Genomic DNA, 13,430 nt, shown 5'->3' on the forward strand with positions numbered 1-13,430 from the left:
TTGCTGATTACCTTGCTCTTTTTTGGTATTCTTAGATGAGCGCTAAATTGATCCCGGACATAACCAAACAATGAATGACGGCAAGCAGCACCCGACTTTTCTCTTCCACGATTACGAGACCTTTGGTACTCATCCGGCACTGGACAGACCCGCGCAATTTGCGGCTATCCGCACAGATAGCGATTTCAACATTATCGGCGAACCTGAAGTCTTTTATTGCAAATCCGCAGACGACTATCTGCCGCAGCCTGAGGCGGTGTTGATTACCGGCATTACGCCGCAGGAAGCACGGGAAAAGGGAGAGAATGAAGCCGCTTTTGCAGCGCGCATACACACTCTGTTCACCGTGCCGAAAACTTGTATTCTCGGCTATAACAACGTGCGCTTCGACGATGAGGTGACGCGTAACATCCTGTATCGCAATTTCTACGATCCCTATGCCTGGAGCTGGCAGAACGACAATTCGCGCTGGGATCTCCTGGACGTGATGCGCGCCTGCTATGCCCTGCGTCCTGAAGGCATTAACTGGCCGGAAAACGACGATGGCTTACCCAGCTTTCGCCTGGAGCATTTGACCAAAGCTAATGGTATCGAGCATGCGAATGCTCACGATGCGATGGCCGACGTGTATGCCACGATTGCAATGGCGCAATTAGTTAAATCACGTCAGCCGCGTTTGTTTGAATATCTCTTCAGCCATCGCAATAAGCACAAGCTGGCCGCACTGATTGATGTCCCGCAAATGAAGCCGCTGGTTCATGTTTCAGGAATGCTCGGCGCGTGGCGCGGCAATACCAGTTGGGTAGCGCCATTGGCCTGGCACCCGGAGAATCGCAACGCGGTGATTATGGTTGACCTGGCCGGTGATATTTCACCGCTACTTGACCTGGACAGCGACGCGCTGCGTGAACGGCTCTACACGGCGAAGGCAGATCTGGGTGATAACCCAGCCGTACCGGTTAAACTGGTGCACATCAACAAGTGCCCAGTACTGGCCCAGGCGAATACGCTGCGCCCGGAAGATGCCGATCGACTGGGCATTAACCGCCAGCATTGTCTTGATAATCTCAAAGTTCTGCGCGAAAACCCGCAGGTACGCGACAAAGTAGTGGCTATCTTTGCCGAGGCGGAACCCTTTGCGCCATCCGATAACGTAGACGCCCAGCTGTATAACGGTTTTTTCAGCGATGCCGACCGCGCAGCGATGAAAATCGTTCTGGAAACAGAACCGCGTAATTTACCGGCTCTGGATATCTCTTTTGTCGATAAACGCATTGAAAAGTTGCTGTTTAACTACCGTGCCCGTAACTTCCCCGGAACACTGGATGAAGCCGAGCAGCAGCGCTGGCTGGACCATCGTCGTCAGGTGTTCACGCCGGAGTTTTTACAAAATTACGCCAATGAATTGCAGTTGCTGAGCCAGCAATATGCCGATAACAAAGAAAAACTGATGCTACTGAAATCACTCTGGCAGTATGCGCAAGAGATTGTGTAAATCCCACGTATAAAAAAACGGAGAACATGTCTCCGTTTTTTTTCAGATAAACGCCGTGATTACGCGATATCTTCGTCGTACTGCGGTACCGGGTTGCGGAAGCTTTTGGTCACGCAGGCCAGATAGATCAGACCAATAGCGGCCCAAATCAGGCCCAGAACCATTGAACTCTCTTCCAGGTTTACCCACAGCGCGCCAACGGTCAGCGCACCGCACATTGGCAGGAACAGATACTGGAAGTGGTCTTTCAGCGTCTTGTTACGCTTCTCACGGATCCAGAACTGGGAGATCACCGACAGGTTAACGAAGGTAAACGCCACCAACGCACCAAAGTTAATCAGCGCAGTCGCCATCACCAGGTCGAAGTTGATTGCCAACAGAGCAATCGCACCAACCAGAATGATGTTCATGGACGGAGTACGCCATTTCGGGTGTACGTAACCGAAGAAACTTTTCGGGAATACACCGTCACGACCCATCACGTACATCAGACGCGCTACGCCTGCATGTGCCGCCATACCGGACGCCAGTACGGTAATGGTAGAGAAAATCAGCGCACCAACCTGGAAGAACTTACCAGCAACGTACAGCATGATTTCCGGCTGCGAAGCGTCTGGATCCTTGAAGCGCGAGATGTCCGGGAAGTACAGCTGCAACAGATAAGTGGAGACGATAAAGATCAGGCCACCAATCAGCGCGGTCAGGAAAATCGCACGCGGGATCACGCGTTCAGCGTCTTTGGTTTCTTCTGACAGGTTGCTGATACCGTCAAAACCGGTGAACGAGAAGCACAGAATAGTCGCCCCCGTGATCATCGGGATCACATGCGCATCACCTGACCAGAACGGACGGCTGCTCGCCAGCGTACCAGCACCTTCACCTTCGAACACGCCATAAATGACCATGCCGAGGATCACCGCAATTAGCACCACCTGCAACAACACGATGACGGTGTTGAAATTAGCAACGGATTTAAGGCTGCGCAGGTTAAAGGCGGTCATAAAGGCCACCAGCGCCACCACGAATATCCATGACGGTATCGACGGCACCAGAGCTTCAAAATAGATTTTCGCCAACAGAATGTTGATCATCGGTGCGAACAGGTAGTCCAGCAGTGATGACCATCCCACCATAAAGCCAACGGTCGGGCTAATGGATTTCTGGGCGTAAGTGTAGGCAGAGCCTGCAGACGGATAGCGACGCACCAGTTTACCGTAGCTCAGAGCGGTAAAGAGGATGGCTATCAGTGCAAAGGCGTAAGCTGTCGGGACGTGACCATCGGTCATTCCTGATACGATACCGAATGTATCGAACAGCGTCATCGGCTGCATATAGGCAAGGCCCATCATGACAACCGGAACCAGCGTAAGCGTTTTACGTAATTCCACGCGAGAGGTGTTTGGAGTAGCGTTATGCGACATGGTTATCCCCCATTACGGCGAAAACCGTCGCGTAAGCAAAAAATTGCCCCATTTTTTGTTAATCCTCAGCGACAACAACTGTCGATTTTTAAGTAAGTATCTATCCGGTACGAAGCCCGGCCTCTTTTATGAATGATTGGTTTGATGCAAAAAAATAACCGACGCGTATGAAAACGTCGGTTAATGTCATTTTTTGCAAGCGGCGTATTTTGCACTAATTTGGAGAGAAATAACAAGAGATTGAAGCCACTACAAAAGAATATTTTTTCTTAACCGCTTGATTTATCAGCAGCCGCTTTAACGTACACCCCAGCGATCGCACTATTTGCTAAAATCTCATCCCGCCACCAGGCACTAGCCAACCCGGCGGTCTGTTCATTCCAACCGATCCACACGGGCTCAAAGATATTTTGCGCGACCACTTTTTTCTCAATCAGCGCGCCACTCTCCAAAAAACGCTGCGCCAGATAGCGCGGAATATAGCCACATCCCAGGCCGCTGATTTGCAGTTCCAGCTTGGTTTTAAAGTCAAAAACGGTAATGGCTTCCTGATCGTCCAGCACCTGCGAGCCCGAGGCGTTGGCATGTTGCGTATTGTCGCCCACCACAATGGCGCGAAAACGCCGAATGGTGCGACGATTTAACGGCTCCTGCTCCTGCGCCAGCGGATGATGCGGCGCAACCACGAACACCTGTTCCAGAATCCCTAGTCGCGCAAAACCAAACTCGCTCGCGGAAGGCGGTTCATGCATGGCACCGACAATAATATCCGCCCGCCCCTGTGTGAGGGCTTCCCATGAGCCACCCAGCACGCCGTTGATAAATTTCAGGCGCGTCACACTGTGGTGTTGATAGAAAGATTCGATGAGCGGGGCCAGAAGTGAAAAGGGAAACGTATCATCTACGCCAATGACCAGTTCATTCTCCCAACCTTCGTGCAGTTTAATCGCCTGCTTTTCAAGTTCACGGACGGTGTGCAACACCTCCCGTCCCTTTTCCAGTAGCATCTGCCCTGTGCGGGTGAACCTGGCCCGATGTCCGCTGCGATCGAGTAGCTGAATATTAAGATCACTTTCCAGCTTATGGACGGTATAGCTAAGCGCTGACGGCGTCTTGAACAATTTTGCCGACGCCGCTGCGAAGCTGCCCTCTTTTTCTAACGCATCGAGGATGATAAGAACGTCCAGCAGTGGTTTCATACTCGCCCCCTTGCGGTATCAGCGGCACTCTGCTGGTCTGTCACTCCATCGGCATCACCAGCGGGTCGGGATACTGGTACTCAAACCCAAGCTCATTACAAATCCGGTTGCCATCAATGACTTTACCTTTACCGTTATCCTCACTGCCGCGAAATTCCGGCGGCTCCATCCCCAACTGACGAGCCATCTGCGGATAGAACACGTTACGCGCCGGATGCATAGGCGCACATATATTATAGATGTGTCCCCCTTTAGGCGCTTGCAGCAGTAATGTGATAGCAGAAACCACATCATCCAGATGCACCAGATTGACCCCATGGTGCCCATCTGGCGCAGTCTTGCCAGCAAAAAAACGACCGGGATGTCTCCCCGGGCCGACAAGCCCGGCCAGGCGCAAGATATCCACCGACGTGCCAGGTAAATTGTGCAGCCAGTCTTCAAGTTCTTTCAGAACACGACCGCTCGCCGTGACCGGGTTACGCGACGTCCCTTCTTTCACGGTACCCTGCACATCGCCATAGACCGATGTCGAACTGGTAAAAATAATCCTCGGGATACGGTACGCCAGCGCACTGTCGACCAGCTCCTGCATAGCCTGAAGGTAAAAGGCCTCGCCAGGACCGCTACGACGCGCAGGCAGCGTAATCACCAGCGCATCAACGTCCATCAGTGCGTCGAGATCGTCTGCCTCGCAGACCAGTTCAGGCTCAAGGCGCAGCAAATAGCTCTCGATACCGCTCATGCGGGCCGCCTCCACCCCATCTAATGTGGTTTTGCTGCCGGTAACCTGCCAGCCTCTCGCCGCCAGCGACATGGCTAACGGCATGCCTAACCAACCTAAACCGACAATTGCGACCTTTTTCATGCCTTCTCTCCTGACTTTTGGCCTATAACGCAAGGCTACGCTAGCCCACGACGACTGACAATTCATAGTATCAATATGAAATGAATTAATGATCAAAAAAAAGCCCTTGCTTTCCGTAGCTAAAGTGGTTTAGGTTAAAAGACATCAAATGAATAAACATTCATCGAGAAAATTTATGACACGCGCTCAATTTAAACACCATCATCACCATCATCCTGACTAGTCTTTCAGGCGATGTGTGCTGGGAGACATTTAAATCTTCCAGCGGTGCATGAGCGTATGAGAAAGCCCCCGGAAGATTTCTTCCGGGGGCTTTTTTTTGTGCGTGACCCAACTGATTCAGACAGGATAACGAGGAATAAAGAATGTTAGACAACACCCGTTTACGCATAGCTATGCAGAAATCTGGCCGCTTAAGCGATGATTCACGCGAATTACTGGCCCGTTGCGGCATTAAAATTAATCTTCACACCCAGCGCCTGATTGCGATGGCGGAGAACATGCCGATTGATATTCTGCGCGTACGTGATGACGATATCCCGGGTCTGGTGATGGATGGCGTTGTTGACCTCGGCATCATCGGGGAAAACGTTCTCGAAGAGGAATTGCTCAACCGCCGGGCACAAGGTGAAGATCCTCGCTATTTTACCCTGCGTCGTCTGGACTTCGGCGGCTGCCGTCTTTCGCTGGCAACCCCGGTTGATGAAGCCTGGGATGGCCCAGCTGCGCTGAACGGTAAACGTATCGCGACCTCTTACCCACACCTGCTCAAACGTTATCTCGATCAAAAAGGGGTGTCGTTTAAATCCTGTCTGCTAAACGGTTCAGTCGAAGTCGCCCCCCGCGCAGGCCTGGCTGATGCGATTTGCGATCTGGTGTCAACCGGCGCGACGCTTGAGGCCAACGGTCTGCGTGAAGTGGAAGTCATTTACCGCTCTAAAGCCTGCCTGATTCAGCGTGATGGCGAAATGGCCGACGCCAAGCAACAGCTAATCGACAAATTGCTGACCCGTATTCAGGGCGTTATTCAGGCTCGTGAATCGAAATACATCATGATGCACGCGCCGAGCGAGCGTCTGGATGAAGTTATCGCTCTGCTGCCTGGCGCTGAGCGCCCAACCATTCTGCCACTGGCCGGTGATCAGCAGCGCGTTGCCATGCACATGGTCAGCAGCGAAACTCTGTTCTGGGAAACGATGGAAAAACTGAAAGCGCTCGGTGCCAGCTCAATTCTGGTGCTGCCAATTGAGAAGATGATGGAGTGATAGCCATGAGCTTCAATACCCTGATTGACTGGAATAGCTGTAGCCCCGAGCAGCAACGAGAGCTGCTGATGCGTCCGGCGATTTCCGCCTCTGACAGCATCAGCCGCACGGTGGCCGAGATCCTTGAAAACGTCAAAAACAACGGCGACCAGGCACTGCGAGAATACAGCGCGAAGTTTGATAAAACCGAGGTCGGCGCGCTACGCGTCACCGAGGAAGAAATTCAGCAGGCCAGCAATCGCCTGAGCGACGAACTGAAGCAAGCCATGCAAGCGGCGGTGCGTAATATTGATGCCTTCCACACCGCGCAGATCCTGCCGCCGGTGGATATCGAAACTCAGCCTGGCGTTCGCTGCCAGCAGGTGACTCGTCCCATCGCCTCCGTGGGTCTGTATATTCCCGGCGGTTCTGCGCCGCTGTTTTCTACGGTGCTGATGCTGGCAACCCCGGCGCGCATCGCGGGCTGCAAAAAAGTAGTGCTGTGCTCGCCGCCGCCGATTGCCGATGAAATCCTTTATGCCGCGCAGCTGTGTGGCGTAAAAGAGGTATTTAACGTCGGCGGTGCGCAGGCCGTTGCCGCGCTGGCGCTGGGTACCGAATCCATTCCTAAGGTCGATAAAATCTTTGGGCCGGGCAATGCGTATGTGACCGAAGCCAAACGCCAGGTCAGCCAACGTCTTGACGGCGCGGCCATCGACATGCCTGCTGGCCCGTCCGAAGTGCTGGTTATCGCTGACAGCGGCGCGACGCCGGATTTTGTCGCCTCCGACCTGCTTTCTCAGGCTGAACACGGCCCCGACTCACAAGTGATCTTGCTGACGCCCGACGCGACGCTTGCCGAAGGTGTTGCCGAAGCCGTTGAACGCCAGCTGGCTGAGCTTTCCCGCGCCGACACCGCACGTCAGGCGCTCGCCGCCAGCCGACTGATTATCGCCAAAGATCTTGAACAGTGCGTGGCCATTTCTAACGCCTACGGTCCGGAGCACCTGATTATTCAGACCCGTAACGCGCGTGAACTGGTTGATGATATCACCAGCGCCGGTTCGGTGTTCCTCGGCGACTGGTCGCCAGAATCTGCAGGCGACTATGCTTCCGGCACCAACCACGTTTTACCGACCTACGGCTATACCGCAACCTGCTCAAGCCTGGGGCTGGCAGATTTCCAGAAACGGATGACCGTGCAGGAATTAACCCCTCAAGGTTTCTCTGCCCTGGCCTCAACTATTGAAACACTGGCCGCTGCTGAGCGCCTGACAGCCCACAAAAATGCCGTTACCCTGCGCGTTAACGCCCTGAAGGAGCAAGCATGAGTACTGACAACTTTCTCAGCGTCACTGATTTAGCCCGAAAGAATGTTCGCGAGTTAACGCCCTATCAGTCTGCCCGTCGTCTTGGCGGTAACGGCGACGTCTGGCTCAACGCCAATGAATACCCAACCGCCGTTGAGTTCCGGCTCACTCAGCAGACACTAAACCGATATCCGGAATGTCAACCGAAAGCTGTAATTGAGAATTACGCGCAGTATGCCGGCGTCAAACCGGAACAGGTGTTGGTCAGCCGCGGTGCAGATGAAGGGATCGAACTGTTGGTACGCGCGTTTTGCGAACCCGGTAAAGATGCCATTCTCTACTGTCCGCCGACTTACGGCATGTACAGCGTCAGCGCTGAAACGATTGGTGTTGAATGCCGCACCGTTCCGACCCTTGATAACTGGCAACTGGATTTGCAAGGCATCGCGGACAAGCTTGATGGCGTGAAGGTGGTCTACGTATGCAGCCCCAATAACCCAACGGGTCAGCTGATTAACCCACAGGATCTGCGTTCACTGCTCGAAATGGCGCAGGGAAAAGCCATTGTGGTCGCTGATGAAGCCTATATTGAATTTTGTCCGCAGGCCACGCTGGCAGGATGGCTGGCTGAGTATCCACATCTGGTGGTACTGCGAACCCTGTCCAAAGCGTTTGCGCTCGCCGGTTTACGCTGTGGGTTTACGCTGGCGAATGAAGAGGTTATCAATCTGTTGTTAAAGGTGATTGCCCCCTACCCGCTCTCTACGCCAGTAGCGGATATCGCCGCCCAGGCACTGACGCCGCAGGGGATTTCCGCCATGCGCCAACGCGTAGAACAGATCCTGGAAGAACGTCAGTACCTGGTGGAAAACCTGAAAACAATTCGCTGTGTAGAGCAGGTTTTCGAGTCTGAAACCAACTATGTTCTGGCGCGCTTCACTGCCTCAAGCAGCGTATTTAAATCTTTGTGGGATCAGGGCATTATCTTACGAGATCAGAATAAACAACCTTCGTTAAGCGGCTGCCTGCGAATAACTGTCGGAACCCGTGAAGAGAGCCAGCGCGTCATTGACGCTTTACGTGCGGAGCAAGTATGAGCCAGAAGTATCTTTTTATTGACCGTGATGGAACCCTGATTTCCGAACCGCCAAGTGACTTTCAGGTCGATCGCTTTGACAAGCTCGCCTTCGAGCCTGGCGTCGTTCCCGTTTTACTCAAGCTGCAAAAAGCCGGCTTTAAGCTGGTAATGATTACGAACCAGGATGGGCTTGGCACGCAAAGTTTCCCGCAGGCCGATTTTGACGGTCCGCATAACCTGATGATGCAAATATTCACCTCTCAGGGCGTCGCATTTGATGAGGTGCTTATCTGTCCGCACCTGCCAGCGGACGAGTGCGATTGCCGTAAGCCAAAAGTGAAGCTGGTCGAGCAGTATCTGGTTGAGCAAGCTATGGACGTCGCAAACAGCTATGTGATTGGCGACCGGGCGACCGATATTCAGCTCGCCGAAAACATGGGCATTCGCGGATTACGCTATCACCCCGATACCCTGAACTGGGCGATGATCGGCGAGCAGTTGACCAAACGTGACCGCTACGCGCACGTTGAGCGTAATACCAAAGAAACGCAGATTGACGTCAAAGTCTGGCTGGACCGCGAAGGTCAAAGCAAAATCAACACAGGCGTGGGATTCTTTGACCATATGCTGGATCAAATCGCCACCCACGGCGGTTTTCGCATGGAGATAGCCGTTAAGGGCGATCTGTATATTGACGATCACCACACCGTAGAAGATACCGGTCTGGCGCTGGGTGAAGCCTTAAAACTGGCATTAGGCGATAAACGCGGTATCAACCGTTTTGGTTTTGTGCTGCCGATGGACGAGTGCCTGGCACGTTGCGCACTGGATATCTCCGGGCGTCCGCACCTGGAATATCGCGCAGAGTTTACCTATCAGCGCGTTGGCGATCTGAGTACAGAGATGATCGACCACTTCTTCCGTTCACTCTCTTACACCATGGGCGTCACCTTGCACCTGAAAACCAAAGGGAAAAATGACCACCACAGAGTGGAAAGTCTGTTTAAAGCCTTTGGTCGTACGTTGCGTCAGGCGATTCGCGTCGAAGGCGACACACTGCCCTCCTCAAAAGGAGTGCTGTAATGGACGTAGTGATCCTTGATACCGGCTGCGCCAACCTGCACTCAGTAAAATCCGCCGTCGCGCGCCATGGATACGACCCGGTTGTCAGCCGCGACCCTGACGTGGTGCTGCGAGCCGATAAGCTGTTTCTGCCAGGCGTCGGTACCGCCCAGGCGGCGATGGACCAGTTGCACGAGCGTGAACTGATTGAGCTGATCAAAGCCTGTACGCAACCGGTGCTGGGGATCTGCTTAGGCATGCAACTGCTTGGCCGTCGCAGCGAAGAGAGTAACGGCGTATCCCTGCTGGGCATTATTGAGGAGGACGTCCCGAAGATGACCGATTTCGGTCTGCCGCTGCCGCATATGGGCTGGAATCGCGTCTATCCTCAGGCGGGAAATCGTCTGTTCCAGGGCATTGAAGATGGTGCGTATTTCTACTTTGTACACAGCTATGCTATGCCGGTGAACCCGTGGACCATCGCCCAGTGTCATTACGGCGAGCCGTTTACCGCGGCAGTACAAAAGGACAATTTCTTTGGCGTGCAGTTCCACCCTGAACGTTCGGGCGCGGCTGGAGCGCAGTTGCTGAAAAACTTTCTGGAGATGTAATGATTATTCCGGCATTAGATTTAATCGACGGCACGGTAGTGCGTCTTCATCAGGGCGATTACTCAACGCAACGTGATTACGGCAACGATCCTCTCCCCCGTTTGCAGGATTACGCCGCCCAGGGTGCTGAGGTACTGCATCTTGTTGATTTAACCGGTGCAAAAGACCCTGCGCAGCGCCAGATCCCGCTGATTAAAACGCTGGTCGCTGGTGTCAACGTTCCGGTGCAGGTTGGCGGCGGCGTACGTACCGAAGCGGATGTTGAAGCGCTGCTTGACGCTGGCGTCGCGCGCGTAGTGGTGGGTTCGACGGCGGTAAAATCTCCCGAAGTCGTCAAGAGCTGGTTTTCCCGTTTTGGCGCCGACGCGCTGGTGCTGGCGCTGGACGTTCGAATTGACGAGCGCGGTAATAAACAGGTAGCAGTCAGCGGCTGGCAGGAGGATTCCGGGATTTCTCTGGAAGAACTGGTTGAGACCTATTTACCCGTCGGCCTGAAACACGTGCTGTGCACCGATATTTCCCGTGACGGTACGCTGGCTGGCTCAAACGTCGCGCTTTATGAAGAAGTGTGTGCCAAATATCCACAGGTGGCGTTTCAGTCATCTGGCGGTATTGGTGGCATTGATGACGTAGCCGCCCTGCGCGGAACCGGCGTACGCGGCGTGATCGTCGGACGCGCGCTGCTGGAAGGTAAGTTCACCGTTGAGGAGGCCATCCAATGCTGGCAAAACGCATAATTCCTTGCCTGGACGTCCGTGATGGGCAGGTCGTAAAAGGCGTACAGTTCCGCAATCATGAGATTATTGGCGACATTGTCCCGCTGGCAAAACGCTATGCGGATGAAGGTGCTGATGAACTGGTGTTTTACGATATCACCGCCTCCAGCGATGGTCGTGTAGTGGATAAAAGCTGGGTATCACGCGTGGCGGAAGTGATCGATATTCCGTTCTGCGTTGCCGGCGGGATTAAGTCCATCGACGATGCGGCGCGCATCCTCTCCTTCGGGGCGGATAAAATCTCCATCAACTCCCCGGCGCTGGCCGAACCGGAGCTTATCACTCGTCTGGCTGACCGCTTTGGCGTGCAGTGTATCGTGGTAGGCATTGATACGTGGTATGACGCCGAAACCGGCAAATATCACGTTAATCAGTATACCGGAGATGAAAGCCGTACCCGCGTCACGCAATGGGAAACGCTGGACTGGGTGCAGGAAGTACAGAAGCGCGGCGCGGGTGAAATCGTCCTGAACATGATGAATCAGGACGGCGTACGCAACGGCTACGACCTGGAGCAACTGAAAAAAGTGCGCAATGTGTGCCACGTACCGTTGATTGCCTCTGGCGGCGCGGGCACCATGGAACACTTCCTTGAAGCTTTCCGGGATGCCGACGTTGACGGCGCGCTTGCCGCCTCCGTCTTCCACAAACAAATTATCAATATTGGCGAATTAAAAGCGTACCTGGCAACACAGGGCGTGGAGATCAGGATATGTTAACGAAGCAACAATGCCGCGAGCTGGACTGGGAAAAAACCGACGGGCTGATGCCGGTAGTAGTGCAGCATGCGGTTTCCGGCGAAGTGCTGATGCTGGGTTATATGAACCCGGAAGCGCTGGAAAAAACGCTCGAAAGTGGCAAAGTGACCTTTTTCTCGCGGACCAAGCAGCGCCTGTGGACCAAAGGAGAGACCTCAGGTCACTTCCTGAATGTGGTGAGCATTGCGCCTGACTGCGACAATGACACTCTGCTCGTCCTGGTTAATCCGATTGGCCCGACCTGCCATAAAGGGACGTCAAGTTGCTTTGGCGATGCCAGCCACCAGTGGCTGTTCCTGTATCAACTGGAGCAACTGCTTGCCGAACGTAAAACCGCAGATCCGGCAAGTTCTTACACTGCGAAGTTGTATGCCAGCGGTACCAAACGCATTGCGCAGAAAGTCGGCGAAGAAGGCGTAGAAACCGCACTGGCAGCGACCGTAAACGACCGCTTCGAGCTGACAAATGAAGCCTCTGATCTGATGTATCACCTGCTGGTGCTGCTGCAGGATCAGGACCTTGACCTGACAACGGTGATTGAGAATTTACGCAAAAGACATCAGTAATTTGTGGATGTAAAAAAACCGGGCAAGCCCGGTTTTTTTATGGAGATGAGCGCTTACTCTGCTTTGCCTTTGTAGCTGCGCAGCGCATTTCGCCCCAGCACCACGCCAGCCCCAATCATCCCGCCGAGCAGAACCGCCAGCACCAGGGTAATCGCTTTTTTCGGACTGTCACGACGAACCGGTAACGTTGGTTTCATCACGTAGCGGTAGGCGTGTAACTCAGCCCCATCAAGCTTAAGGCTTTCAATATCCAACAGTTTTTGTTTTGTCTGGAAATAATTGTCAGATAATATCAACGGACGTGTAGATTCGTGGTCAATCATTGATTTCAGAGCATCACTCCCCAACAGAAACATACTATCCTGCGTCACATCCTGAGTTTGCTGAATTTGCGGCTTAGTCACACCCGCCTGCAGTGCATACCGCAGCGCTTCCTGGATTTGCTTGATACGCAAATCTTTTTGCTCCTGAGCAACCACTTCCTGAGTTTTCAAGGAATCCTGAAGCGTAGTTGTTTGCAATTTGATGTTATCAACCAGGTCAAGTTCTAGTTCTTTGGCAACCTTTTCATCTGTTTGTTGAATGTATTCAGCCAGCTGGCGCTGAGCTTCTTCTGGGGAAGCGCCAACATAAGAGACAGCCAACGGCAATGGTTGCCCTTTGACGGACTGCTCAATCGACAGTTTTTCAGGCTTTTCCTGATTATCCAGCGTTTCCGCCAATGCAGAAAATGACGTGCTAAAACGGCCAATCACATTTGACTGTAACTCAGTAACCTTAGGGGCGCTGACACCATACAACACGTTGAGTGCGTTGTTATACGTGGCAATCTGTCCAACATCCGGTTGAGTGATAATTGCTGTAGAGGTCCATTTCTCCTTAGCAACCGCTAAATAACCGACAGCACAGGCAATAGCAATAACGATAGCAACAATAATCGTCAATTTCCCACGCCACAGCTGTATCAATAAATCAATCAGATCAATCTGTTCCGGATCGTTACTGCGCCCGGATACGTTGTTATCACTCACAGACATAGATATCC

15 protein-coding genes and 1 other annotated feature are annotated in these 13,430 nt (G+C 53.2%); of the genes, 10 read left to right on the top strand and 5 right to left on the bottom strand.

The features are described from left to right. The first annotated feature begins 70 nt into the window (after nt 1-70). Entirely contained in the window at nt 71-1,495 is a 1,425-nt protein-coding gene (gene sbcB, locus ACU8YC_RS04865; protein WP_210904615.1) for an exodeoxyribonuclease I, read from the top strand. Between the two features lie 59 nt (nt 1,496-1,554). On the opposite strand, the gene plaP is transcribed toward sbcB, so the two are convergent. The 4 genes from plaP to ACU8YC_RS04885 all read right to left on the bottom strand — a co-directional run bounded on the left by plaP (nt 1,555) and on the right by ACU8YC_RS04885 (nt 4,980). After that, entirely contained in the window at nt 1,555-2,916 is a 1,362-nt protein-coding gene (plaP, locus tag ACU8YC_RS04870) for a putrescine/proton symporter PlaP (protein ID WP_151219736.1), read from the bottom strand. After that, entirely contained in the window at nt 2,906-2,968 is a 63-nt protein-coding gene (yoeI, locus tag ACU8YC_RS04875; RefSeq protein ID WP_099045591.1) for a membrane protein YoeI, read from the bottom strand. Before yoeI ends, plaP begins: the two co-directional genes overlap by 11 nt. Nucleotides 2,969-3,185: 217 nt before the next feature. Beyond that, nucleotides 3,186-4,115 carry a LysR family transcriptional regulator gene (locus ACU8YC_RS04880; RefSeq protein ID WP_151219737.1) on the bottom strand — a complete coding sequence of 310 codons (930 nt, stop codon included), beginning with the start codon at nt 4,113-4,115 and terminating at the stop codon, nt 3,186-3,188. A gap of 40 nt (nt 4,116-4,155) precedes the next feature. Beyond that, nucleotides 4,156-4,980: an SDR family oxidoreductase gene (locus ACU8YC_RS04885; protein WP_187252212.1), complete on the bottom strand. Its 825-nt coding sequence runs from the start codon at nt 4,978-4,980 to the stop codon at nt 4,156-4,158. A gap of 175 nt (nt 4,981-5,155) precedes the next feature. On the opposite strand from ACU8YC_RS04885, the gene hisL reads away from it, so the two are divergent. From hisL to hisIE, 9 genes are all read left to right on the top strand, one after another. Further along, nucleotides 5,156-5,203: a his operon leader peptide gene (gene hisL, locus ACU8YC_RS04890; protein ID WP_100250077.1), complete on the top strand. Its 48-nt coding sequence runs from the start codon at nt 5,156-5,158 to the stop codon at nt 5,201-5,203. Continuing rightward, nucleotides 5,179-5,301, top strand: a sequence feature (His leader region). It overlaps the preceding gene by 25 nt. Nucleotides 5,302-5,345: 44 nt before the next feature. Then, complete coding sequence (gene hisG / locus ACU8YC_RS04895) at nt 5,346-6,245, top strand: ATP phosphoribosyltransferase (RefSeq protein ID WP_003030161.1); 900 nt, start codon at nt 5,346-5,348, stop codon at nt 6,243-6,245. Between the two features lie 5 nt (nt 6,246-6,250). Next, nucleotides 6,251-7,555, top strand: a complete 1,305-nt coding sequence (gene hisD, locus ACU8YC_RS04900) for a histidinol dehydrogenase (protein ID WP_187252211.1) — start codon at nt 6,251-6,253, stop codon at nt 7,553-7,555. Further along, entirely contained in the window at nt 7,552-8,631 is a 1,080-nt protein-coding gene (gene hisC, locus ACU8YC_RS04905; protein ID WP_151219738.1) for a histidinol-phosphate transaminase, read from the top strand. Before hisD ends, hisC begins: the two co-directional genes overlap by 4 nt. Next, nucleotides 8,628-9,695: a bifunctional histidinol-phosphatase/imidazoleglycerol-phosphate dehydratase HisB gene (hisB, locus tag ACU8YC_RS04910; protein WP_446895069.1), complete on the top strand. Its 1,068-nt coding sequence runs from the start codon at nt 8,628-8,630 to the stop codon at nt 9,693-9,695. The genes hisC and hisB overlap by 4 nt, the downstream gene beginning before the upstream one ends. Next, complete coding sequence (gene hisH / locus ACU8YC_RS04915; RefSeq protein WP_210904612.1) at nt 9,695-10,285, top strand: imidazole glycerol phosphate synthase subunit HisH; 591 nt, start codon at nt 9,695-9,697, stop codon at nt 10,283-10,285. Before hisB ends, hisH begins: the two co-directional genes overlap by 1 nt. Next, a complete protein-coding gene (gene hisA / locus ACU8YC_RS04920; RefSeq protein ID WP_446895070.1) occupies nt 10,285-11,022 on the top strand; it encodes a 1-(5-phosphoribosyl)-5-[(5-phosphoribosylamino)methylideneamino]imidazole-4-carboxamide isomerase in 738 nt (245 codons plus the stop codon). The genes hisH and hisA overlap by 1 nt, the downstream gene beginning before the upstream one ends. Further along, on the top strand, nt 11,004-11,780 hold the full coding sequence (gene hisF / locus ACU8YC_RS04925) for an imidazole glycerol phosphate synthase subunit HisF (protein WP_210904611.1): 777 nt from the start codon (nt 11,004-11,006) through the stop codon (nt 11,778-11,780). The genes hisA and hisF overlap by 19 nt, the downstream gene beginning before the upstream one ends. Continuing rightward, nucleotides 11,774-12,385 (top strand): bifunctional phosphoribosyl-AMP cyclohydrolase/phosphoribosyl-ATP diphosphatase HisIE, encoded by a 612-nt coding sequence (hisIE, locus tag ACU8YC_RS04930; protein ID WP_410743581.1) that lies wholly within the window; start codon nt 11,774-11,776, stop codon nt 12,383-12,385. The genes hisF and hisIE overlap by 7 nt, the downstream gene beginning before the upstream one ends. A gap of 53 nt (nt 12,386-12,438) precedes the next feature. Here hisIE and wzzB read toward each other — a convergent pair whose 3' ends face one another. Beyond that, the gene (wzzB, locus tag ACU8YC_RS04935) at nt 12,439-13,422 is read right to left on the bottom strand and encodes an LPS O-antigen chain length determinant protein WzzB (protein ID WP_151219742.1); all 984 of its coding nucleotides are present in this window, start codon (nt 13,420-13,422) and stop codon (nt 12,439-12,441) included. Between the last annotated feature and the right edge of the window lie 8 nt (nt 13,423-13,430).

Source organism: Citrobacter sp. VF227, assembly GCF_052950715.1.